This is a genomic window from Aliishimia ponticola (assembly GCF_004803475.1).
GTDB classification, from domain to species: Bacteria; Pseudomonadota; Alphaproteobacteria; order Rhodobacterales; family Rhodobacteraceae; genus Aliishimia; species Aliishimia ponticola.
Genome location: NZ_SRKY01000001.1, coordinates 657,606 through 680,310, shown reverse-complemented (window position 1 = coordinate 680,310; position 22,705 = coordinate 657,606). Strand labels below are relative to the sequence as shown.

General features: G+C 62.6%; 18 protein-coding genes and 1 tRNA gene. 8 read left to right on the top strand and 11 right to left on the bottom strand.

The features are described from left to right. Window positions 1-17: 17 nt before the first annotated feature. Entirely contained in the window at window positions 18-719 is a 702-nt protein-coding gene (locus E4Z66_RS03265) for a corrinoid protein (protein ID WP_136461496.1), read from the bottom strand. A 210-nt stretch (window positions 720-929) separates the two neighbouring features. Between E4Z66_RS03265 and E4Z66_RS03260 the strand changes: the two genes are divergently transcribed. Beyond that, entirely contained in the window at window positions 930-2,015 is a 1,086-nt protein-coding gene (locus E4Z66_RS03260; protein WP_136461495.1) for a PA0069 family radical SAM protein, read from the top strand. On the opposite strand, the gene E4Z66_RS03255 is transcribed toward E4Z66_RS03260, so the two are convergent. Beyond that, complete coding sequence (locus E4Z66_RS03255) at window positions 2,012-2,959, bottom strand: radical SAM protein (RefSeq protein ID WP_136461494.1); 948 nt, start codon at window positions 2,957-2,959, stop codon at window positions 2,012-2,014. The two genes, E4Z66_RS03260 and E4Z66_RS03255, sit on opposite strands and share 4 nt — an antisense overlap. 161 nt (window positions 2,960-3,120) lie before the next feature. Between E4Z66_RS03255 and zwf the strand changes: the two genes are divergently transcribed. The 5 genes from zwf (at window position 3,121) to E4Z66_RS03230 (ending at window position 9,270) form a co-directional block, all read left to right on the top strand. Further along, window positions 3,121-4,605 (top strand): glucose-6-phosphate dehydrogenase, encoded by a 1,485-nt coding sequence (gene zwf, locus E4Z66_RS03250; RefSeq protein WP_136461493.1) that lies wholly within the window; start codon window positions 3,121-3,123, stop codon window positions 4,603-4,605. Further along, window positions 4,602-5,273, top strand: a complete 672-nt coding sequence (gene pgl, locus E4Z66_RS03245) for a 6-phosphogluconolactonase (protein WP_136461492.1) — start codon at window positions 4,602-4,604, stop codon at window positions 5,271-5,273. The genes zwf and pgl overlap by 4 nt, the downstream gene beginning before the upstream one ends. Window positions 5,274-5,290: 17 nt before the next feature. Then, window positions 5,291-6,877: a glucose-6-phosphate isomerase gene (gene pgi, locus E4Z66_RS03240; protein ID WP_425456108.1), complete on the top strand. Its 1,587-nt coding sequence runs from the start codon at window positions 5,291-5,293 to the stop codon at window positions 6,875-6,877. After that, a complete protein-coding gene (locus E4Z66_RS03235; RefSeq protein WP_136461490.1) occupies window positions 6,874-7,560 on the top strand; it encodes a sulfotransferase family 2 domain-containing protein in 687 nt (228 codons plus the stop codon). The genes pgi and E4Z66_RS03235 overlap by 4 nt, the downstream gene beginning before the upstream one ends. Window positions 7,561-7,650: 90 nt before the next feature. Beyond that, on the top strand, window positions 7,651-9,270 hold the full coding sequence (locus tag E4Z66_RS03230; protein ID WP_136461489.1) for a long-chain-fatty-acid--CoA ligase: 1,620 nt from the start codon (window positions 7,651-7,653) through the stop codon (window positions 9,268-9,270). 136 nt (window positions 9,271-9,406) lie between these two features. On the opposite strand, the gene E4Z66_RS03225 is transcribed toward E4Z66_RS03230, so the two are convergent. The 6 genes from E4Z66_RS03225 to xylF all read right to left on the bottom strand — a co-directional run bounded on the left by E4Z66_RS03225 (window position 9,407) and on the right by xylF (window position 16,082). Beyond that, window positions 9,407-9,480, bottom strand: a tRNA-Gly gene (locus E4Z66_RS03225). Window positions 9,481-9,564: 84 nt separating this feature from the next. Beyond that, entirely contained in the window at window positions 9,565-10,392 is an 828-nt protein-coding gene (locus E4Z66_RS03220) for a tryptophan 2,3-dioxygenase (RefSeq protein WP_136461488.1), read from the bottom strand. Between the two features lie 4 nt (window positions 10,393-10,396). After that, the gene (locus tag E4Z66_RS03215) at window positions 10,397-12,691 is read right to left on the bottom strand and encodes a bifunctional salicylyl-CoA 5-hydroxylase/oxidoreductase (RefSeq protein ID WP_136461487.1); all 2,295 of its coding nucleotides are present in this window, start codon (window positions 12,689-12,691) and stop codon (window positions 10,397-10,399) included. Between the two features lie 265 nt (window positions 12,692-12,956). Then, entirely contained in the window at window positions 12,957-13,712 is a 756-nt protein-coding gene (locus E4Z66_RS03210) for an ATP-binding cassette domain-containing protein (protein WP_136461486.1), read from the bottom strand. Further along, the gene (locus E4Z66_RS03205; protein ID WP_136461485.1) at window positions 13,712-15,010 is read right to left on the bottom strand and encodes a sugar ABC transporter permease; all 1,299 of its coding nucleotides are present in this window, start codon (window positions 15,008-15,010) and stop codon (window positions 13,712-13,714) included. Before E4Z66_RS03205 ends, E4Z66_RS03210 begins: the two co-directional genes overlap by 1 nt. An 82-nt stretch (window positions 15,011-15,092) precedes the next feature. After that, window positions 15,093-16,082 (bottom strand): D-xylose ABC transporter substrate-binding protein, encoded by a 990-nt coding sequence (gene xylF / locus E4Z66_RS03200; RefSeq protein ID WP_136462114.1) that lies wholly within the window; start codon window positions 16,080-16,082, stop codon window positions 15,093-15,095. 192 nt (window positions 16,083-16,274) lie between these two features. On the opposite strand from xylF, the gene E4Z66_RS03195 reads away from it, so the two are divergent. Together E4Z66_RS03195 and E4Z66_RS03190 are read left to right on the top strand one after the other, a co-directional pair. After that, window positions 16,275-17,489 carry an ROK family transcriptional regulator gene (locus E4Z66_RS03195; protein ID WP_136461484.1) on the top strand — a complete coding sequence of 405 codons (1,215 nt, stop codon included), beginning with the start codon at window positions 16,275-16,277 and terminating at the stop codon, window positions 17,487-17,489. Beyond that, window positions 17,479-18,996: a CRTAC1 family protein gene (locus tag E4Z66_RS03190; protein WP_136461483.1), complete on the top strand. Its 1,518-nt coding sequence runs from the start codon at window positions 17,479-17,481 to the stop codon at window positions 18,994-18,996. Before E4Z66_RS03195 ends, E4Z66_RS03190 begins: the two co-directional genes overlap by 11 nt. On the opposite strand, the gene E4Z66_RS03185 is transcribed toward E4Z66_RS03190, so the two are convergent. From E4Z66_RS03185 to xylB, 3 genes are read right to left on the bottom strand one after another with little or no spacing between them, the layout of a single operon-like run. Next, entirely contained in the window at window positions 18,993-20,279 is a 1,287-nt protein-coding gene (locus E4Z66_RS03185; protein WP_136461482.1) for a cytochrome-c peroxidase, read from the bottom strand. The two genes, E4Z66_RS03190 and E4Z66_RS03185, sit on opposite strands and share 4 nt — an antisense overlap. Beyond that, window positions 20,276-21,208 carry an aldose epimerase family protein gene (locus tag E4Z66_RS03180; RefSeq protein ID WP_136461481.1) on the bottom strand — a complete coding sequence of 311 codons (933 nt, stop codon included), beginning with the start codon at window positions 21,206-21,208 and terminating at the stop codon, window positions 20,276-20,278. The genes E4Z66_RS03185 and E4Z66_RS03180 overlap by 4 nt, the downstream gene beginning before the upstream one ends. Next, a complete protein-coding gene (gene xylB / locus E4Z66_RS03175) occupies window positions 21,205-22,659 on the bottom strand; it encodes a xylulokinase (protein WP_136461480.1) in 1,455 nt (484 codons plus the stop codon). The genes E4Z66_RS03180 and xylB overlap by 4 nt, the downstream gene beginning before the upstream one ends. Window positions 22,660-22,705: the final 46 nt, after the last annotated feature.

The window sequence follows — 22,705 nt, the reverse complement described above, 5'->3', positions numbered from 1 at the left end:
TTGTACATGGCAGATGCTCAGGCACCAACCTGGTTGTGCTTGCGTGCCATGTAATCCTTGGCAGTCTGCACAGCCACGGCTGCATCACGGCAATAGGCGTCGGCGCCAATGGCCTTGCCGAATTCCTCGTTCAGCGGTGCGCCCCCGACAAGGACGGTATAATCGTCGCGGATACCCTGTTCGACCATCGTGTCGATCACGACCTTCATGTAAGGCATCGTGGTCGTCAGCAGGGCGGACATGCCCAGAATATCGGGCTTTTCGGTTTCCAGCGCTTCAAGATAGTTTTCGACCGGGTTGTTGATGCCCAGATCGACCACTTCAAAGCCCGCGCCTTCCATCATCATCGACACAAGGTTCTTGCCGATGTCGTGAATGTCGCCTTTGACGGTGCCGATCACCATCTTGCCCATGCGCGGCGCGCCAGTTTCGGCGAGCAGCGGCTTGAGGATCGACATGCCGCCCTTCATCGCGTTGGCCGCCAGAAGCACCTCGGGCACGAACAGAATACCGTCGCGGAAATCGTCGCCGACGATCTTCATGCCGCCGACAAGGGCTTCGGTCAGAACTTTGTAAGGGGCCCAGCCGCGATCCAGAAGGATGCGGACGCCTTCTTCGATCTCTTCTTTCAAACCATCATAAAGGTCGTCGAACATCTGCTGGACGAGATCCTCGTCATTCAGTTCGCTGAGGATGATCTCGTCTTCTTCGTCGGACATGGTCACAAATCCCTTGCTGGCCCAATGCGGGCGCGGTGCACATCACTACCCGTTTAATCGGGCAGATTGCGACCCAACACTAGGAGGGAAACGACACAGCCCGTTTCAAGCGCGACTATTTGGGGGCCACCTGCGCAGCTTATCGTCGTTTTGGCGCGGGGCGGGAAATGCCCGATTGGCAATGTTCGCGCAATGTTCTAATTTGCAGCCATGGCACAGGTGAAACCGGAAATTCCCAAGGCGCGCGGCGCAAGGTCCAATGCGGCGGGGCGGTTCGAGGCGCATCAAAGTGAGCGCGTCGATGACGGCTGGGGCGGGGATACAGAGAACGATCCGCGCCTTGTGACGGAACTGCGCGAGGAAATCGCGCGCACCGTCATTTCCTATAACCGTTCGCCCGATTTGCCCTTTGACCGGTCGGTCAACGCCTATCGAGGGTGTGAGCATGGCTGCGTTTACTGTTTCGCGCGCCCATCCCATGCCTATCTCGGCCTGTCGCCGGGGTTGGATTTCGAAACACGGTTGGTCTGCAAGCCCAACGCGGCAGAGGTGCTGCGGCGGGAGCTTTCGGCAAGATCCTATGTGCCGGACGTCCTTGCGATGGGGACGAATACCGATCCATATCAACCGGTCGAGCGGGACAGGCGGATCACGCGGGCCTGCCTTGAGGTGCTGGCCGAAACACGCCATCCGGTTGCGATCGTGACCAAGGGCACGCTGATCGAACGCGACATCGACATCCTGTCAGACATGGCAGCGCAGGGGCTTGCGCGGGTCGGGGTCTCTGTCACCACGCTCGACGCGGATCTGTGCCGCAAGATGGAACCGCGCGCGCCATCACCGTCGCGGCGGTTGCGTATGATCGAACGGCTCGCCGCCGCCGGGATCGAGGTGCGGATCATGGCCTCCCCGATGGTGCCGGCCCTCACTGATCCGGAGCTTGAAGCAATCCTCAAGGCTGGGGCAGAGGCGGGAGCGGGATCGGCCAGTTGGATCATGCTGCGTTTGCCGCGCGAGGTGTCCGCGCTGTGGCAGGAATGGCTGGCGGCCCACGTTCCGGACCGCGCCGGGCGCGTGATGGCGCGACTGCGCGAAATGCATGGCGGAAAGGCGTATGATGCCAGTTGGGGCAAACGGATGCGCGGCGAGGGGGAATATGCGCAGATGGTGCAGGCGCGGTTCAAACTTGCGGTCAAGCGTCTGGGGCTGGCAGAGCATCTGCCGCCGCTCAGGACCGATCTGTTTTCAAAGCCGGTGCGAGGCGGCGCGCAGTTGGATCTGTTCGGCGCGTCCTAGGCAGAACAGGACGCCCCGCCCAAAACGCAGAATTTCGCGCAATGGGGATGGTTCAGCGCAACGGGCTTTTCCGCATCTTCAAGGCGCGGACCCATCTCGAACTCTTCGTCATAGGGCAGCAGGGTGCAGGCCAGAACGGTCGGTTGTTCTGCGCCCTTGCGTTTGACGACCATGCGCGAGGACGCACACATCACATCGTCGGGCGATTTGTTCAGAATGCCCCAGCAGGCCGTGGTGATTTCAGGCACTTCGACAGTCATATCCATTTCCGGGAACAGAACCGTTTGCGACGGGTCGGTCGAATCGATGGAAAAGCCATGTTTCTCAAAGAACGCGGCATAGCCTGCGCGGCTGTCGGCATCGCTGTCCCCAAAGAGTGCCCGGCCCGCAATCGCCATGCGGAACCCGTTGTCCCGAAGCCATTTCATGCCGGTCAGCGTCTTGTCGAAGCTGCCATCGCCACGTTCTTCGTCATGCAGGTCCGGACGGTAGTGATCGACAGAGATTCGCAGCGTCAGCTTGCCGGGATAGGCGGCATTCAGTTCCAACAGACCGGCCTGTACCGATTTGCGCATCATCGGACGCATGGCGTTGGTGAGGATCAGCACCTCGTACCCGCGTGACAGCGCGGCCCGCGTCATGTCGATCATTTGCGGGTTCATGAAGGGCTCGCCGCCGGTAAAGCCGATCTCGCGCGCCTGCCAATTGCGGTCTTCCAACTGGTCCAGATAGTCATTCACATCCTCGGTGGTCAGATAGACCAGCGCGTCATTGGATGGAGAGCTGAGAATGTAGCAATTCGCGCATTCGATGTTGCAAAGCGTGCCGGTGTTGAACCACAGCGTTTGCGGATCCGAAAGTTCGACCACGGCGCGGCGACTGCCGTCTGACGTGACCTCTGGATTTTGGAATTTTCCGCTATTGGCGGCAGAGAGGTCTTTCATCGTGGCGTCATCCGGCGGTTATGGTATTGCTTGAGAACATTTAGACTGTCGCAGAGCCCGAAAAAACCCACTGAGCCAGCTTTGACGCACTTGTGATGCCGAGAAGTTGTGTTAGGGCTAACATTGCGGAAAAAACAGAGGTTTCGCAACAGGAGGACTGCATGGTTTCGAGGGTCATTCCGGTCGATACGTTCGATCTTGTCATTTTTGGCGGGACCGGCGATCTGGCGCGGCGCAAGATTTTGCCCGGCCTGTTCCGGCGATTTTGCGCGGGGCAGATACCGTCCGACGCGCGGATCATCGGCGCGGCGCGCGGCGAGATGGACAACGACGCCTATCGCGAGATCGTGGCCGAAGCGGTGCGAGAGTTCAGCGGCAGCCATCATTGCGAGGATGGAACGCTTGAAGGGTTTTTGGAAAAGCTGAGCTATGCCCATGTGGATGCGCGCGGCGAAGACGGCTGGGAAACGCTGAAACAGTTGATGTCACGCGATGGCCGGATCGAGGCGTTCTATTTCTCGGTCGCGCCGGGCTTGTTCGGCGATATTGCCAAGCGGCTCCATGCGCATGGCATGGTGTCGCCCACGTGCCGGGTCGTGGTCGAAAAGCCCTTTGGCCGCGATCTGCAAAGCGCGCGGGAATTGAACCAGACTCTCGCGCAGCATTTCGACGAAAGCCAGATTTACCGGATCGACCATTATCTGGGCAAGGAAACCGTGCAGAACCTGATGGCGGTGCGCTTTGGTAATGTGCTCTTCGAGCCGCTGTGGAATTCGCAATATATCGACCATATCCAGATCACTGTGGCCGAAACCGTGGGCGTTGGCGGGCGGGGCGAATATTATGACCGCTCAGGCGCGATGCGCGATATGGTGCAGAACCACCTGATGCAGTTGCTTTGCCTGATCGCGATGGAGCCTCCGGCGAAGTTCGACCCGGACGCGGTGCGCGACGAAAAGCTGAAGGTCATCCGCGCCCTGGAGCCGGTGATGCCGCATCACGTCGTGCGCGGGCAATACATGGCGGGCGAAGATGAAGACGCGCATCCCGATTACCGCACGGCGGTGGGCGATCCGCGCTCCAAGACCGAAAGTTTCATTGCGATGAAGGTCAACCTTGCCAATTGGCGGTGGGCCGGAACGCCTTTCTATCTGCGCACGGGCAAAAGGATGTCTGCGCGGTCCTCTGAAATCGCGGTGGTGTTCAAACCGCTGCCGCACACGATTTTCGAGGATGTCGAACACGGCACCAATCGCAACGTTCTGGCGATTCAGTTGCAGCCGAATGAAGGCATCACGATGGATGTGACGATCAAGGAGCCGGGGCCGGGCGGGATGCGTCTGATTGACGTGCCGCTCGACATGACCTTTGCCGAAGCGCTTGGGCCAGAGGTCGAAGATCCGCCCGACGCCTATGAGCGGCTGATCATGGACGTGATCCGGGGCAACCAGACGCTGTTCATGCGCGGTGATGAGGTCGAGGCCGCATGGGCCTGGACCGATCCGATCATCGCCGGGTGGGAGGCGCGCGGCGACGTGCCCAAGCCCTACGAATCCGGCGGGTCCGGCCCGGTGGAGGCCGATCAACTCATGGCGCGCGACGGGTTGATCTGGCGCGAAATTACCCAGAAGCGGAGGCGGATGTGAATATCATCGAATACCCCGACCGTGAGTTGCTGGCCATGGATGTGGCCGACAAGTTGGCAAGCGACCTTGAGAACCGTCTGGTGCAGGGCGACTCTGCCTCTTTTGCCGTGCCCGGCGGCACCACGCCGGGGCCGATCTTTGACGTGCTGTCGAGCATTCGTCGCCTCGATTGGAGCCGCGTGACCGTCATGCTGACGGATGAACGCTGGGTGCCAGAGGATCATGCGCGCTCCAACACGGCGCTGGTGCGCGCGCGTCTTCTGACAGATGCGGCGCAGATGGCGCGGTTCCTGCCATTTTATGGCGAGGGCGCCATCGGCAAGACCGTGCCGCGTCTGGGCGAAGACGTAAGCCCTGTGCTGCCGATCTCGGTGCTGCTGCTGGGCATGGGCGATGACATGCATACGGCGTCTCTTTTCCCCGGTGCGCCGGGGGTGCACGCCGCGCTTGCGCCGGACGCCCCGGTACTGAATATCGTCGAGCCGGAAGATCAGCCCGAACAACGGGTGACATTGGCGGCGCATGTGCTGAACGGCGCGCTGAGCAAGCACCTTGTCATCTTTGGCGCGGCCAAGCGCGAGGCGTTGGAACGGGCGCAGAAACTGCCGCCCGAACAGGCGCCGATCCGGGCGGTGATGCAGGATTTGACGGTCCACTGGGCCGAATGACCACGGGAGCGACCGATATGTGGGACAAGCTGAAAGACCTGGCCGCGCGCGAGACGCGGATCGAAAGCCTCTTTGCCGAGGATCAGACCCGCGCGCAGTCCTTCAGCGCGCAGACCGGCGATATGCTGTTCGACTATTCCAAGACGGCGATCGACGCGGCGGCGCGCGATGCGCTGCTGGACTTGGCGGCGGCTTCGGGCTGGGAGGAACGGCGCGACGCGATGTTCAGCGGCGCGCCGATCAATGAAACCGAAGGACGCGCGGTGCTGCACACGGCGCTGCGCAATCTGGACGGCGATCCGGTACTGCAGGACGGCACCGACGTCATGCCGGAGGTTCTGGCCGTACTGGACCGGATGGCTCGCTTTGCCGACCAGTTCCGCGCCAGCAAGATCACCGATGTGGTCAATATCGGGATTGGCGGCTCTGACCTTGGGCCGGCCATGGCGGCGCGCGCCTTGTCGCCCTATCACGATGGGCCGCGGGTGCATTTCGTGTCCAACGTGGATGGCGCGCATATCGCGGATACGCTGCGCGGCTGCGATGCGCGCACGACCCTTGTGATCGTCGCGTCCAAGACCTTTACCACCATTGAAACCATGACCAACGCGCGCACGGCGAAGGCGTGGATGGTGGATCAGGGCGGTGATCCGGCCACACAATTCGCGGCTGTTTCCACGGCGCTGGACAAGACGGAGGCGTTTGGCATCCCGGCCGACCGCGTCTTCGGTTTCGAAGACTGGGTGGGCGGGCGCTATTCCATGTGGGGGCCGATCGGGTTGAGCCTGATGATCGCCATTGGTCCCAAGGCCTTCCGCGCGTTCCTGCGCGGCGGGCAGGAGATGGACCGCCATATGCGCAGCGCCAAGGGCACCGACAACATGCCGCTGATGCTGGCACTGGTCGGAATCTGGCACCGGCAGGTCTGCGACTATGCCTCGCGTGCGGTGTTGCCCTATGACGAACGTCTGGGACGGCTTCCGGCCTATCTTCAGCAGCTTGAAATGGAAAGCAACGGCAAGTCGGTGCGCATGGATGGCACGCGGCTGGACATCCCCTCCGGTCCGATTGTCTGGGGGGAGCCGGGCACCAACGGACAACATGCGTTTTACCAGCTGATCCATCAGGGCACCGACGTGATCCCCTGCGAATTCATGGTGGCGGCGAACGGCCATGAAGCGGATCTGGGGCATCACCACGATCTTCTGGTCGCCAATTGCTTTGCCCAGTCCGAGGCGCTGATGCGCGGGCGTGATCTGGACGCCGCGCGGGCCAAGGTTGCGGACAGCTTCGAGGGGGCCGAACTGGAACGGCAGGCGGCGCACCGCGTGTTTGCGGGCAATCGCCCCTCCACGACGCTGATCTATCCGCTGCTGGACCCGGCAACGCTGGGGCAGATCATCGCGCTGTATGAACACCGCGTTTTCATCGAAGGCGTGATCCTTGGTATCAACTCCTATGACCAGTGGGGCGTCGAGCTTGGCAAGGAACTTGCCACCGCGCTTGGCCCCGTCGTCACGGGAGAGGCCAGCGCGGAAGACAAGGACGGATCGACCCGGCAATTGGTGGCGTACCGCTTGGCGCATCGGACCAGCGCCACATGATCGTCAGCCATTCCCGGCGCTTCATCTTCATCCATATCCCCAAGAATGCGGGAATGGCGGTCGATAAAGCGTTGGGCCAATATGACGAAAAGGCGGAACGCCTGCCGCTCAGCCGCCTGGCGCGTCGCTTTGGCGTGGCGCGGTCGCCGCAAACCGCGTTCCTGAAACGCCACGATCCCGCACGTGCGGTGGTGCGCCTGATCGGGGCGGAGGCGTTTGCGCGCTACACAAGTTTCGCGGTCGTGCGCAATCCCTTCGACCATGCGGTGTCGCATTACGAATATATGAAGCAACTCAAGACGCCCTACGGCAAGGCCATCCGAGAGATGAGCTTTGCCGATTACCTGTCCTACCGCGCGGATACGCGGCGGGTTCTGGGGCAGAACATGGGCAAGAACCTGTGGTTCGCGAAACTGCCGAACCAAAGCTGGTTCGTGGACGACGCCGCCGGGCAGCGTTTGGTCACGCATATCCTGCGCTTTGAAACGCTGGCCGATGATCTGGCAGATCTCGCGCAGACACTCGGGCTGGAGTTCGCGGGGCTGGAGCGTACCAATCAAAGCGTCAACCGGGCGCGCGATGTGGCGCTTGGCGCATACTACCAAGCTGACGAGGCTGATCTGGTGCGTGTGATCTATGGGCCGGATTTCAAGGCCTTCGGATATGACAGCACGGCGTTCTGACGTAACGAAAGAACGTGCATCTGCGGCTTGAAACCGCCCGCGCTGCGCGGCACTCTGATTAGCGAGCTTAGTTTTAGGGGAGGAACGGCCATGCAGGGCCAGATGATGGGTGGAGACCTTCTGATCTCCGGTTTGATCACGCACGCAGCAAAGTATCACGCGGACACGGAGATCTTTTCGGTCAATACGGGCGGCGGCGAAGAGACGACGACCTGGTCGCAAGTCGAATCGAATTCGCGCGCGCTTGCCCGTGCCCTTGGGGCGCTTGGGATCGAAAATCAGGCGCGATGCGGGACATTGGCGTGGAACAACCGTCGCCACCTGGAAATCTATTTCGGCACGTCGGGCGGCGGCTATGTCTGCCACACGCTGAACCCGCGCCTGCCTCCGCAGCAATTAGCCTATATCCTCAACCATGCCGAGGACAAGGTACTGTTCGTCGAACGCACCTTCCTGCCGCTGGTCGCGGCGGTGAAGGATGAGTGTCCGCTTCTGGAACATATCATCCTGATGGAAGGTAGCGATGACGGGGCGTCGGACATCATTCCGGGAATCATGCTTTATGACGATTTCATCGCGGACGGTCCGGGCGATTTCGTCTGGCCGCAATTCGATGAAAAGACAGCCTCGTCGCTGTGTTATACGTCGGGAACGACGGGCAATCCCAAGGGGGTTCTTTATTCCCACCGGTCCACGCTGCTGCACGCGATGGCGTCCAACATGCGCGACTGCATCGGGTTTTCCGCGCAGGATGTGGTGATGCCGGTGGTGCCGATGTTCCACGTCAACGCCTGGGGCACACCCTATGCCTGTGCCATGTCGGGCGCGCGCATGGTGATGCCGGGGCCGGGCCTGGATGGCGCGTCGCTGGTCAAGCTGATCGACACACATGAAATCACCATCGCCCTTGGTGTGCCGACAATCTGGCTGGGCCTGCTGAACGAGGCGAAGAAAACCGGCTCCAAGCTTGCCAGCCTTGAACGGACTGTCATTGGCGGGTCGGCCTGTCCTCCCTCGATGATCGACGCGTTCCGCGAAGATCACGGCGTGGACACGATCCATGCGTGGGGCATGACGGAATTGAGCCCGCTTGGCTCGACCAACCAACCGTTGGCCAAGCACAAGCATCTGCCCATCGAAGAGCAGCACGCGCTGCGCGTGGGGCAGGGACGGCCGCCATTCGGTGTCGAACTGGCAATCGTCGACGAGGATGGCAACATGCTGCCCAATGACGGCGTGACCCAAGGCGATCTGGTCTGCCGAGGCGAATGGGTTCTGGACAGCTATTTCCGCACGGAGCCCGGCTCGGCGCTGAATGACGGCTGGTTCTATACCGGCGACGTGGCGGTGCTGGACCCGGACGGCTATCTGACGATCAAGGACCGGTCGAAGGACATCATCAAGTCGGGCGGCGAGTGGATCAGCTCTGTCGATCTGGAAAACATCGCCGTGGCGCATCCCGCTTTGGCGAATGCGGCCGTCATCGGTGCGCGGCACGAGAAATGGGATGAACGCCCCATTCTGCTGGCTGTGCGTGCCGAAGGGGCGGATCCGTCCGAGGCCGAAGTGCTGTCCATCTTCGACAACAAGATCGCAAGCTGGCAGGTGCCGGATAAGGTGATCTTCGTGGACGAGCTGCCCCTTGGCGCGACGGGCAAGGTGCTCAAGCGCAAGCTGAAGGAAGAATATGGCGACGTGCTGATGGCGTGACGCCTTCGCCCCGCGCTGGACGTCTGGCGCGGGGTTTTCAATGACGGCTGATCTACACTGGCCCTCATAGGCGAGCCGCGATCAACCGATCACGATCGCCTTGCGGCGATGCTCTTGAACATGCGGTGAAATCTGTTGGAGCGGGTAACGGGAATCGAACCCGTAACTTAAGCTTGGGAAGCTCGCGTGATACCTTTTCACCATACCCGCGGTAGGATCGTGCGATACATCAAGCCTGCGGGCGGGGCAAGTCCCGTCGGTGCGTTTGGGGCGCAATAATGCGCCAAACCGTCCCTAGAGATGGCTGCGAAGATGCCAGAGTTCGGGGAAGAGTTCGACCTCCAGCATCCGGCGCAGATATGCGACGCCCTGCGTGCCGCCGGTGCCGCGTTTGAAACCGATGATGCGTTCTACCGTGGTCACGTGATTGAAACGCCAGCGGCGGAAATAATCCTCCAGATCGACCAGCTTTTCGGCCAAGTCGTAAAGCGTCCAATAGGTGTCCACGTCCTCATAGACCTGCTGCCACAGGGCAAGGATATCCGGATCGGAGTGGCGCGGGGTTTCCAGTTGCGGCGTGGGCGGCGTCTTGCCCAAGCTGCGGCACAGAAGGGCGAGAACCTCGTCGTAAAAGCTGGGCCGCGACAGTTCCGCGCGCAACTGCGCATGCAGGTCCGGCCGATGCGCGTGCGGGGCCAGCATATTCGGGTTCCGATTGCCCAGGATGAACTCGATCATCCTGTACTGGTGCGACTGGAACCCGGAACTGGGGCCAAGCGCGTCGCGGAACTGGGTATAATCAGCGGGCGTCATGGTGCGCAGCACGTCCCAGGCGCTGTTGAGCTGCTCAAAGATGCGCGACACGCGGGCAAGCTGCTTGAACATCTGCGGCGTCGCCCCGCTGCGCAACGCCTCGCGCGCGGCCGACAATTCGTAAATGGCGAGCTTCATCCAAAGCTCGCTGGTCTGGTGCTGGATGATGAACAGCATCTCGTCATGGGCGCGGCTTTGCGGGGCCTGCTGCGCCAACAGGGCGTCGAGATGCAGATAATCGCCATAGGACATCGCATCCTCATAGGACATCTTCGCCCCGTCCTTGCCCGGATCATATGGATCGCTCATGGCATCATACCTCGCGGATTTCTGCGTCGCGGTCGGCAAGGCGCCAAAGCTGATCGCGCCCGGCAAGATAGGGCAAGGGCCAATCCGTCGCCGCGCGGTCCCCGATCCGCGCCGCTTCGCGCAGTGTCCAGTAGGGGTCGGCCAGATGAGGCCGCCCAACCGCGACAAGATCTGCGCGTCCGGCCAGCAGGATCGAATTGGCGTGATCCGCCTCTGAAATATTGCCAACGGCCATGGTCGGCAGCCCCGCCTCGTTACGGATACGGTCCGAGAACGGCGTCTGGAACATACGGCCATAGACGGGGCGTGCCTCAGGCGTGGTCTGACCGGCAGAAACATCGATCAGGTCGGCACCGGCCTCGGCAAACATGCGCGCGATTTCCACGGCGTCTTCGGGCGTGATCCCGTGATCGCCGACCCAGTCATGGGCGGATATCCGAACCGACAGTGGCTTGCCCGATGCCCAGGCCTGCCGCATGGCGCGCAGCACTTCGAGCGGCCAGCGCATCCGGTTCTCCAGCGTGCCACCATAGTCATCCATGCGCTGGTTCGACACTGGCGAGATGAAAGAGGACAGCAAATAGCCATGCGCCGCATGGAGTTCGATCATGTCGAAGCCTGCGCGCGCGGCCATATGGGTGGCGTCGAGGAACTGGGCGGTGATCTCCTCCATCTCCGCACGGGTGATTTCGCGCGGCGTGGCGTTTTGCGGCGACCAGGGCAGGGCGGAGGCGCTGACCAGATCCCAATTGCCGTCCGGCAGGGGCTGGTCCATTCCTTCCCACCCGATGCGGGTCGACCCCTTGCGCCCCGAGTGGCCAATCTGGCAGCAGATCTTCGCGTCGGTTTGTGCATGAACGAAATCGGTGATCCGCCGCCATGCGGTTTCATGCTCTGCCGTATATAGGCCCGGACAGCCCGGTGTGATCCGGCCTTCGGCGCTGACGCAGGTCATTTCGGTATAGACAAGCGCGGCGCCGCCCTTGGCGCGTTCGCCGTAATGCACCAAATGCCAATCGGTCGGGCATCCATCGACGGCTTTGTACTGCGCCATGGGTGAAACAACGATGCGGTTCTTCAACTCCATATCGGCCAGACGATACGGCGCCAGCATGGGCGGGCGCAGTGGTGCATCCGGCGCGGCCCCGGCACGGTCCATGAACCAGCGTTCCGCGCCTTCCAGCCAAGCCTTGTCCCGCAGGCGTAGGTTTTCGTGACTGATCCGCTGGCTGCGCGTCAGCAGGGAATAGTTCAACTGCACCGGGTCCAGATGCAGATAACGCTCCACATGTTCGAACCATTCCAGCGAATTGCGCGCGGCCGATTGCAGGCGCAGCACTTCAAGCCGGCGCTCATCCTGGTATTTTGCAAATGCAGACTGCAAATCCGGTTCATTTTGCAAATATTCGGCCAGTGCGATGGCGGATTCGAAGGCCAGTTTGGTGCCCGAACCGATAGAGAAATGCGCCGTGGCCGCCGCATCGCCCAGCAGAACGACGTTGTCATGGTGCCATTTCCCGCACAGCACGCGCGGGAACCGTATCCAGGCCGAGCCGCGAATATGGCCCGCATTGCTCATCAATCCGTGTCCGCCCAAGTGGTCGCGGAAGACCTCTTCGCAGATGGCGATGCTTTCCTCCTGGCTGAGATCGGCAAAACCATAGGCGTCATAGGTCTCTTGCGCGCATTCGACGATGAAGGTCGCGGTGTTCTCGTCGAATTGGTAGGCATGCGCCCAGAGCCAACCCTTATCGGTCTCTTCGAAGATGAAGGTGAAGGCATCGGCAAAGGTCTGGTGCGTGCCCAGCCAGACAAAGGGGCAAAGGCGCAGGTCGATCTCGGGCTGGAACTGTTGCTGGAAATGGGTGCGGGTGCGCGAATTGAGCCCGTCGCTGGCGACCACCAGATCGTAGTCGCGGCTATAGCGATCGACGTCGTCGAATTCGGTTTCGAACCGAAGGTCGATTCCAAGCTCGCGGGCGCGCGCTTGCAGCAAGATCAGCAGTTGCTTGCGCCCGATGCCGCAGAACCCATGACCGGAGGAGCGTAGATCCTGCCCTCCGATCTTGAGGGAAATATCATCCCAATAGGCGAAATGGGCGCGGATCTGCTCGGCGCTTTGGGGATCGTTCGCCGCAAGATTTCCCAGCGTTTCGTCCGACAACACGACGCCCCAGCCGAATGTGTCGTCGGGGCGGTTGCGTTCGATCACCGTGATATCGTGCGACGGATCGCGCAGCTTCATCGAGATCGCGAAATACAGTCCGGCAGGTCCACCGCCCAAACAGGCAATACGCATCTTCATCCTCCTCGGCGTCTTTGGAGGAGTGTCGGGCGTCGGGCAAACTATTTCAAGCTTGAAATTTTAAGCTTGAAGTAAATATTGATGATTTTGCAAATCCGGTTTTGCAAATTTTCTCGCCAAGCCCTTCATAAGAAACGATTGCCGCCGCATGACTGCTGCGTCCTGCGCGCCGCCGGGCATTGCCGTTCGGCGGCGCGCATCGGGTTTCATACCGTCTCTGGCGTCCGATCGGCAACAGGGCGGCCCGCAAGTCCGCCGCTTATTCGCCGGGGCGTTTGCCCAGAATGATCATGGACAGCAGATCGTCATCGGTCACGTCCGGAATATCGACCGTGCCGACCAATTGGCCGTTCTTCATTACGGATGCGCGGTCGCACAGTTCCATGACCGCATGTACGTCATGGTCGATCAGGAAGATGCCGATGCCCTGCGCCTTGAGTTGCTGGATCAGGTCGGCGACCATCTGGGTTTCATGGGGGCCAAGCGCGGCGGTGGGTTCGTCCATGATCAGGATGCGTGCATTGAAATAGACCGCGCGCGCGATGGCCACCGATTGCCTTTGCCCCCCCGACAGGGCCGAGACCGGTTCATTGAACTTCTGGAAGTTCGGGTTGAGCCGCCCCATGATCGTGCGGCACTCGGCCTCCATCGCGGCGTCGTCCACCAGCCCGAACGGAGTCACCAGTTCGCGCCCAAGAAACAGGTTGGACGCCGCATCAAGGTTATCGGCAAGGGCGAGCGTCTGATAGATCGTCTCGATATTGTTGGCGCGCGCATCGCGGGGATTGGTGATCTCCACCGGCTTGCCGTCGATCAGGATCTGGCCCGTGTCACCCTGATAGGCGCCCGACAGGATCTTGATCAGCGTGGATTTACCCGCACCGTTATGGCCCAGCAGGCCGACGACTTCGCCGGGGTAAAGATCGACAGAGACATGGTCGACAGCCTTGACGCCGCCAAACGCGATAGAGATGTCGCGCATCTCTACCAAGGGGGTTCCGGTCCGGTCCACCATCACTTCTCTCCCAGACGTTTGCGGTAGATGATGTCGATCAGCACGGCCAGTACCAGCACGGTGCCAACGACGATGTTCTGGAACGGCGCGTCAACGCCAACCATCGCCATACCCGATTGCAGCGATTGCATGATCAGCGCGCCAAGGATCGCGCCATAGATTGTGCCGAACCCGCCGGAAAGCGCCGTTCCCCCGATCACCGCCGCCGCGATGACGCGCAATTCGTCCAAAGTGCCGATGTCATTGGCGTGGAAGGTCAGCCGCGCAGAAGCGACCACAGCGGACAGCGCGCAGAGAAACCCCATGAGGGCAAAGATCTTGACGGTGAGCAGGCGGGTGTTGATGCCCGAAAGCTCGGCCGCGTCCGGGTTGCCGCCGGTGGCAAAGACATAGCGGCCAAACCGGGTGCGGCGGGCGATGATGGTCATCGCGACGGCCACGACCACAAGGATCAGGACCGAGAAGGGCAGGCCATAGCCGACCTCAAGCCCCTCGGGCATGACCTCGCCGCGCGCTTCGAACATGCGGGCAAGGCGGCGTTCGGGGATGGAATAGGCGTTCAGCACCGCGACGAAGCCAAGGATCGCGCCCGCGATCAGGACCGACAGCGTGGCCTGGGCCCAAAGTGGTTTCACCGGGAAGCCATGGGCCGCGCGGGACCGACGGGCGGTCCACAACACCCAGACGGCAAGCGCGGCAAGGATCAGGCCGATGGCCCAGCTTAGGCTTTCGCCCAGCGTCCCATTGGTGCCGCCGAATTTCAGGAAATTCGCATCCAGCGGCCCGATGGTTTGGCCGTCGGTTAAATACCAAGCGACGTTGCGCCAGACGAGGAACCCGCCAAGGGTCACGATGAAGGCCGGGATCGTCAGATAGCCGATCATCCAGCCGTGGAATGCGCCGATGATGGTGCCCGCGGCCAGCCCCACCGCCAATGCGATGGCCCAGCTTGCCGGGTGGTTCAGACCAAGCCCCAGCGTATTGGGTACGAAATCGGTCTGCGTCACGGCCATGATGGCGGAGCAGGTTGCCAGCAGCGCGCCGACGGACAGGTCGATATGGCGGGTGACGATCACGAAGACCATTCCGCAGGCCATGATCGCGACGGAAACCGTCTGGATCGCCAGATTGAAGATGTTGCGCGGCGTCAGGAATCGTCCCTCGGTCAGAAGGTCGAACCCGATGCACAGGATAACGAATGCGCCGATCATACCCAGAAGCCGCATGTCCAGTTCCAGTTGCTGGAACAGGCTGCGCTTGGTCGTTGTGGGGATCGGCTGACTTGTGGAGTCGACCATCACGGGGTCTCCCATTGCTCAGCGTCGTCTGGTTCCGATCCGGCCCCCGCGCGTCGTGCAGCAGGGGCCGGAACAGGTGTGCTTAGTTACAAGGTGCCGGGCCGCCGGACACGCCTTGGCACAGGGCGTCCTTGGAAATCCAGCCAGCATCGACAACCGCTGTCAGGTTGTCCTTGGTAACCGGGACCGGGGCGAGGAACCTGGCGTTCATCGTCGTACCGGAGGGCGAGGTCCATTCGGTGCGCCCCTCGATATCCTCCATGGAGCTTCCGCCCGCCAGCGCGACGGCGATTTCACCGGCCGCCTGACCCAGATCGCGCGCGTCTTTCCAAACGGACACGGTCTGCGTGCCCTTGGCCACACGGTTCAGCGCGGCGTGGTCGCCATCCTGGCCAGAGACCGGGATACCATCCATGCCCTGCGCCGTCAGCGCTGCCACGGCGCCACCGGCGGTGCCATCATTGGAGGCCACGACCGCATCGACCTTGTTGTCGCTCGCCGTCAGGATTTGTTCCATGTTGCGCTGCGCATTCGCCGGAAGCCAGCCATCGGTATAGGCTTCGCCAACGATGGTGATCTTGCCGCTGTCGATGGCCGCTTGCAGCACTTCTTGCTGGCCGCCGCGCAGGAAATCGGCATTGGGATCGGTGGGCGAGCCCTTGATCATCACGTAATTGCCTTCGGGCTGCGCTTCGAGAACGGCCCGTGCCTGCATCCGGCCCACTTCGACATTGTCGAAGGTCAGGTAGAAGGCGCGGTTGTCTTCGATCAGGCGGTCATAAGCGACGACCGGGATGCCTTCATCCGCGGCGGCCTGAACGGCAGGGCCAATCGCTTGGGCGTCCTGCGCAAGGATAATCAGCGCATCGACGCCTTGGGCGATCAGGCTTTCAATATCGGACAGCTGCTTGGCGGACGAGGATTGCGCATCGGCAGAGACATAATCCGCGCCAGCCGCTTCCAATGCGCCCACAATGGCCGCTTCGTCGGTTTTCCAGCGCTCTTCCTGAAAGTTGGACCAGCTCACGCCGACCGTCAGATCAGCGGCAAGGGCCGCACCGCCCAGCATCATCGCGGCAGCAGATATGGTTGCGAAAAGTTTCACTTCTTATTCCTCCCTGGCTGTGTCGCCGCCAGTGAAACCTGTCATGGCGGGACTCGTGCAACTTTCTTAGCACTATTAATTTACGTGTCAAAATATATTGTTGCCCGTTCGGCGCCGGATCGCGTAGAACGGATAAACGCATAGGGAGGGAGGGGCGAAATGGCTCCGGCAGACGGCGCGACGGGCGCGACACATCTCAAACGGGTCGGTCGGCGGCGCGTGCTTGAGACGATCCGCCGGGTCGGAAAGATCGCCCGGATCGACATCGCGCAAGAGACCGGGTTGAGCCCTGCGACCGTGACCGCGGCAACATCTGACTTGATGAATGCGGGCCTGATCGAAGAGGTGGCGCAAGACCTTGGCGGCACGGTCAAGCGCGGCCGTCCGCGCGTGCTGTTGCGGTTGCGGGCCAAGGCACATCTGGTGGCCGGGGTAAAGATCGCGCATCGCCGGGCCTCTGTCCTGATTGCGGATTTCGAAGGTAAGGAAATCGCCTCTGCCGACACGGATCTGCCCTCGGCGCGGATGACAGCGGACGGCTTGATGCAGGAAATCGCGCGCGCGGTCGCGGCGGCCTGCGCCTGCGCCGGGATTGCTTCGGCGGATTTGTCCGGGGTCGGCGTGGCGCTGGCCGGGCAGATCGATGCGACCTCCAATTTCGTGCATTGGTCGTCGTCACTGACGGACCGCAACGTGGATTTCGGGACCGATCCCGCCGAAGGGGCGCCGTGGCCCGTTTTCTTCGACAACGACGCCAATCTGGTGGCCAAGGCCGAACATCTGATGGGCGAAGGGCGCGGCGTTGACAATTTCCTTGTTGTCACGGTGGAGCACGGCGTCGGCATGGGCATCGTGATCGACGGCAAGATTTATCGGGGCGTGCATGGGTGCGGCGCCGAATTCGGTCACACCAAGGTCGCGCTGGATGGTGCGCTGTGCCAATGTGGGCAGACTGGCTGTCTTGAGGCATATCTGGGCGATTATGCGGTGCTCCGCGCGGCGGGGCTGACGCCGGCGATGGATGCGCCTGCCGATATCGGACTGGTGCAGAAGGCCGCGCTGGCGGGCGATGCGCGCGCGCAAGACGCACTGACCCGCGCCAGTGACATGTTCGCGCTGGGAATGGCCAATATGATCAATCTGTTTGATCCGGAACTGATTATCCTGTCAGGCGCGCAAACCTGTTTCGACCATCTGCACAGCCCGAAAGTGACAGAGAAGATCCAGAATAGTGTTCTGCGGATCGACGCGCCTTTGCCGGATATCCGGGTGCATCAATGGGGCGATCTGATGTGGGCGCGCGGCGCGGCGACCTTTGCGATCGAACAGATTTCGCTGCGCACGATCCAGACCATGGCGCAAAATGCGGCTTAGCGCGCTTGCGCTCTGTCTGGCGGGCGCGGCATCGGCGCAAGCGCCTGAATACACGCCGCGCGCGGTGCCTGAACATGTCTATACCGGCGGGTGGGAACATTTTGTGGGCGGCGGCGTGGCTGTCTTCGATTGCGATGGCGACGGTCTGCCCGAACTGTATCTCGCGGGTGGCAGCAATCCGGCGCAACTGATGCGCAACGTGACGGCAGATGGCGGTTTGGCGTTTCGTGCCCAGACGCCCAGCGCGTTGGCGTTGACCGGCGTCACCGGGGCCTATCCCATTGATATCGACAGTGACGGGCTTCTGGACCTTGCGATCCTGCGGGTTGGCCCGGACATGCTGATGCAGGGGCAGGGCGATTGCGCCTTTACCCCGTTCGAAGGGCTGGGGTTTCGGTCCGGCGACCACTGGACCACGGCGTTTTCAGCCACATGGGAGGCGGGCGCGACGCTGCCGACGCTTGCCTTTGGCACCTATGTGGACCGCGCCGATCCCGATGGCCCGTTCGAGGCCTGTGATGCCAGCCGGCTGTATCGTCCCAAGGCAGGCCGCTATGGCCCGCCGCAGCTGTTGGAGCCGGGGTACTGCGCCCTGTCGATCTTGTTTTCCGACTGGTCCCGCAGCGGGCGCGCTGATTTGAGGATCAGCAATGACCGGCACTACTATGTGCGCGGCGGCGCAGAGCAGATGTGGCGCATGGAACATCCCGCGCAGCTTTTCGTCGCGGGCGAGGGCTGGCAGACCTATCGGCTGTGGGGCATGGGCATAGCCTCGCGCGATGTGACCGGAGATGGTTTCCCCGAGGTATATTTGACCTCCATGGGCGATCAAAAGTTGCAGGAGTTCGATCCAGCGCCCGGTGGGCCGGTCTGGCGGGACGTGACCTATGCGCGCGGCACCACGGCGCATCGGCCGCATGTGGGCGGGGATGGTCGTCCCTCGACCGGCTGGCACGCGCAATGGGGCGATGCGAATAATGACGGGCGCGATGACATCTTCGTTGCCAAGGGCAATGTGGAACAAATGCCTGATGCCGCGATGCGCGATCCCAATTCGCTTTTGATACAGGGCGCTGATGGCACGTTTGCCGAAGCTGCGGCGCAGGCGGGGATCGCCACGTTCGAACGCTCTCGCGGTGCGGCGCTTGTCGATCTCAACCGGGACGGCGCGCTGGATCTGGTGGTGGTCAATCGCCGAGCGCCGGTCGAGCTTTATGAGAATACCGGGCCGGTTGGCGCTTGGCTGACGGTTGAGCTGCGCGCGCCCGCCCCAAACCGGCGCGCTGTCGGCGCCTTTATCGAGTTGCGCCTGGGCGACATGTTGCACACGCGCGAAATTACGTTGGGCGGTGGACATGCGAGCGGGCAGGCGGTGCCAGAGCATTTCGGGCTGGGCCAAGCGACCTCGGCGCAGCTTCGGGTGATCTGGCCCGACGGCAGGGTGGGCGCGTGGCAGCAGGTGGAGGCGGGCCACCATCTGGTGGTAACGCGCGACCCGGCGCGCTAGCGGTCCACAGGAAGGCCGCTGGGCACGGTATCGGGAATACCCAGCCGTTCGGCATTATCGGTGAGGCTGTTCAGAAAGGCGATCAGATCATCGACCTCTGCCGGGCTGATCTGTGTGGGCGGCAACTGGTTCGCGGCGGCGATGCGCGCGCGTTCCTCTGCGCTGTCCATGATGTGCCAATCCTCGGCCCCATCCAGCGGCAGCAGCGCGGCCTTGGTGCGGTCATATCCCTGCAAACCGGCGACCGGATCGGCGTGATGGCGAATGACCCCGCGCAGCGTTGGGTAGGCACCGCTATGCCCGTAAGGCGCAGTCAGCACCACATTCCGAAGCGAGGGCGTGCGAAAGGCAAAGGCATCGCCCGGATCGCCCGTCACGCGCATCCGTCCGGTATCGCGGGCGTGGTCCTCGAACCGGGCGCGCTTGCCGGGGCCGAATTGCGGCATGGCTATCGCGTGAAATCGGTGATCGGTCTGGAACCATCCGGCATGGCAGCGCGCGCAGCCCGCCTTGCCGTAAAACAGCGCCATGCCCCGCGCGGCGGCCTCTGGCAGGTCAGCCGTGCCGCGCATCGCCTGATCGAAAAGGCTGTTATCGGCACGCCATTCAAAGCGGATGAAATCAGCCAGAAGATTGGAAATCGCGGTGAAGGTGATCTTTTGGTCCGGGCCATCGAGGGCGGCAAACCGTTCCGCATATGCGGGGATTGCCGCCACCCGCGCCGCCAGCCTGTCCCACGCGCCCCCGGGCTGGGCCAGAAGGCCCTGGCGCACCGCGCGGCTGATCTCGTTCTCGGAATATTGCCCGGCCATTTCGTCCCCGGAGAGGACCGGAAACATGCTTTGCGCCGACAGCACGCTGTCAAAGCCGCTGACCATGTCTTGACCCAAGGGCGTTCGGATGCCGCCGGGCTGGTCCGGGTCCGCCTCCAGCCGGCCGTCATGGAACATGGTGGTGAATTCGGCCGCGCCGAGGTTCCAAAGGCCGGGCGCATTGCGCGGGATACGCTCTTCGGGCTGGTTGGTGTGCGTTGCGCGCCGCGCGGGCCCCAGCCCGTGACCGCCTTCGCCAAGGCCCAGCGCCACCCCGTCGGCGGTGCCAAAGCGGGGGTGGTGGCAGGTCGCGCACGAGATATTGCGATTGCCCGACAGGATCGGATCGTAGAACAGCAATTGCCCCAGTTCCGCACGCAGCGGATCGACAGGCGCGAATTGGGGCGGCGGGCCAAGGTCTTGCGCTCCGGCGCGGGCAGCGATCAACAGCAGGGCAAAGAGGAACCTCATGGCTGGTACTCGATCTCCAGCACTTGGGAATAGGGGCGGTCCGGCCCGTAGATCACCGATGGAAAACCGGGGCAATTCACCGCGTTGGGAAAGCCCGACGGTTCGACACACAGCCCCGCACGGGGGCCAAACGGTGCGCCCAGCCCGTCACCGGTATAGATTTGCGCGCCCGGCTGGTCCGAGGAAAACCGCAGCCCATGGCCTTGCGGTGCGGTGATCTGCGCCACCGGGGCCGGGTGCGATGGCGTGGGGGCCGCACGGAACAGGTAGAAGTCGTCCATTTGCCGGGCACCGATCCTGACCGGTTCGGCAAAGCTGTCTTTCCCGCCTGTCAGGGGCAGCCGCGCGCCTGTCACGATCCCATCGCGGCGTCTTTCCAACATCGTATCGGCAGGCAGTTGAAGGCAGAGGTCGTCAATGACCTTCGGCTGGCCCAGCGTATAGTAATTGTGCTGCGCAAGGCTGATGGGCATCTCGCGCTCTGGCCGCGCGCGCAGGGTATAGCGCAGCCGCGGCGCGCATAGTTCCACCGCGATCTCGAATTCCACCGCGCCGGGATGGCCGCTTTCGCCATCTTCGGATCGGTAGAACAGCCGCGCGCGGGTGGGGTCCAGACGCTCCATCTCCCAGTGCCGGGTCGACAGCCCTTGCGGGCCGCCATGCAGGTGATGCGGGCCATCATTTGCGGGCAATTCGACCTCTGTCCCATTTATTGGGAAATGCGCCCCGCCGATGCGGTTTGCCACACGGCCCACGATCGCGCCCAGATAGAATGGGTCCTGTCGGTAATCCTCCGGATCGGCATAGCCAAGGATCAGCGCCCTGTCGCCCACCTGCCAGAATTGCGTTACCGCGCCATGATCCAAGAGGCCGACACGCATATCGCCGTCTTGCAGGGTTAGGTGGCCGATCTTGCGGCCCGCCGTCACTGGAACGCGCCCCGGATCGCCGGATAAAGCGCGCGGTAGCGGTCATGCGCGGCGGCATAGGCATCGGTGAGGTCCGCGCGCGGCAAGATCTGGCGGGCGATGGGCGGGGCGGTCATCACGTCTTCGGGTTGCGCCCCCGTCACCGCGCATATGGCCAGCCGCGCCGCGCCCAGCGCCGCGCCGAACGCGCCGCCTTCGGGCAGGTCCAGCGGCAGGTTCAACACCGAGGCGAGCGTATCCAGCCAGAATTCAGACTGCGCACCGCCGCCGATGGCCAGCAAGGTTTCAAGCCGCGCGCCGGTCACGCTGAGCGCATCCAGACTGTCGCGCAGGGCGAAGGCAACCCCTTCCATCACGGCTTGCGTCAGCTCTGCTTGGTCGTGGCTGATATCCAGCCCAACGAAAGACCCACGGATCGCCGGATCGTTATGCGGGGTTCTTTCCCCTGACAGGTACGGCAGGAACGTCAGCGTAGAGGGGCCAGCGATCTGCGCGGGCAGGGTGCCGGCAAGCGCCGCTGGGGGTTGCCCCGTCACGCGCGACAGCCAGTTCAGGCAGTCGGTCGCGGCAAGGATAACGCCCATCTGATACCAACGCTCTGGCACTGCGTGACAAAAGCTGTGAACGGCGGTTGCGGGGGCGGGGGCGTAACTGCTGCGCGCAGCCAGCAAGACACCAGACGTCCCAAGCGATACAAAGCCGCTGCCTTCCGCGAAACACCCCGCACCGCAGGCCGCCGCCGCGTTGTCGCCGCCGCCGCCCGCAAGCACCACGGGGCCGCTGATGCCCCAGGCCGCGCGTAGATCGCCGCGCAGTTGACCGCCGGGGGCCGCGCCCTCGACCAAGGCGGGCATCTGATCGCGGCGCATATGCCCTTCGGCCAGCGCAGCATCGGACCAATCGCGCGCGCCGGTGTCGAACCACGCGGTTCCCGCGCTGTCGGACATATCGCTGATCGCCTCTCCGGTCAGCCAGAGCCGCAGGTAATCCTTGGGCAGCAGCACCAGCGCAACCTTGTCGAAAAGTTCTGGCTCATTGCTGCGGACCCAATCGAGTTTCGGCGCGGTGAAGCCTGGAAAGACGATATTCCCGGTGATCTCGCGCATATGCGGCGCCTGGTCGAGGCGCTGTGCCTCTTGCGCCGCGCGCGTGTCGTTCCACAGCATCGCGGGACGCAGCACATTGTGATCGGCGTCCAGAAGCGTCGCGCCATGCATCTGACCGCTCAGCCCGATACCGCGCAGCGCCGCAACCTTGTCGGGATACGCCTGCCGCAAGTTGCCCATAACGGTTTCGCAGGCCGTGACCCAATCCTGCGGGTCCTGCTCCGACCAGCCGGGATGCGGTGTCTGCGTGCCGTATTTGGCTTCTTCCTCCGCCAGAACATCCCCGTTTTCGCTTACAAGAAGCGCGCGCAAGCCGGATGTCCCCAGATCAAGGCCGAGATACATGACCAGTCCCCCCTATTTGTTTCGGACAGTGAAATATATCGGGGGC

Coding starts and splice junctions, on each gene's coding strand:
- E4Z66_RS03255 (WP_136461494.1), bottom strand. CDS start 2,959: ATGAAAGACCTCTCTGCCGCCAATAGCGGAAAATTCCAAAATCCAGAG.
- E4Z66_RS03210 (WP_136461486.1), bottom strand. CDS start 13,712: ATGGTGGACCGGACCGGAACCCCCTTGGTAGAGATGCGCGACATCTCT.
- zwf (WP_136461493.1), top strand. CDS start 3,121: ATGGTTTCGAGGGTCATTCCGGTCGATACGTTCGATCTTGTCATTTTT.
- E4Z66_RS03235 (WP_136461490.1), top strand. CDS start 6,874: ATGATCGTCAGCCATTCCCGGCGCTTCATCTTCATCCATATCCCCAAG.
- E4Z66_RS03265 (WP_136461496.1), bottom strand. CDS start 719: ATGTCCGACGAAGAAGACGAGATCATCCTCAGCGAACTGAATGACGAG.
- E4Z66_RS03220 (WP_136461488.1), bottom strand. CDS start 10,392: ATGAGCGATCCATATGATCCGGGCAAGGACGGGGCGAAGATGTCCTAT.
- E4Z66_RS03215 (WP_136461487.1), bottom strand. CDS start 12,691: ATGCGTATTGCCTGTTTGGGCGGTGGACCTGCCGGACTGTATTTCGCG.
- xylF (WP_136462114.1), bottom strand. CDS start 16,082: ATGATGCTGGGCGGTGCGGCCCTTGCCGCTGATCTGACGGTCGGCGTG.
- E4Z66_RS03230 (WP_136461489.1), top strand. CDS start 7,651: ATGCAGGGCCAGATGATGGGTGGAGACCTTCTGATCTCCGGTTTGATC.
- E4Z66_RS03185 (WP_136461482.1), bottom strand. CDS start 20,279: ATGAGGTTCCTCTTTGCCCTGCTGTTGATCGCTGCCCGCGCCGGAGCG.
- E4Z66_RS03195 (WP_136461484.1), top strand. CDS start 16,275: ATGGCTCCGGCAGACGGCGCGACGGGCGCGACACATCTCAAACGGGTC.
- E4Z66_RS03205 (WP_136461485.1), bottom strand. CDS start 15,010: ATGGTCGACTCCACAAGTCAGCCGATCCCCACAACGACCAAGCGCAGC.
- E4Z66_RS03260 (WP_136461495.1), top strand. CDS start 930: ATGGCACAGGTGAAACCGGAAATTCCCAAGGCGCGCGGCGCAAGGTCC.
- E4Z66_RS03190 (WP_136461483.1), top strand. CDS start 17,479: ATGCGGCTTAGCGCGCTTGCGCTCTGTCTGGCGGGCGCGGCATCGGCG.
- xylB (WP_136461480.1), bottom strand. CDS start 22,659: ATGTATCTCGGCCTTGATCTGGGGACATCCGGCTTGCGCGCGCTTCTT.
- pgi (WP_425456108.1), top strand. CDS start 5,291: ATGTGGGACAAGCTGAAAGACCTGGCCGCGCGCGAGACGCGGATCGAA.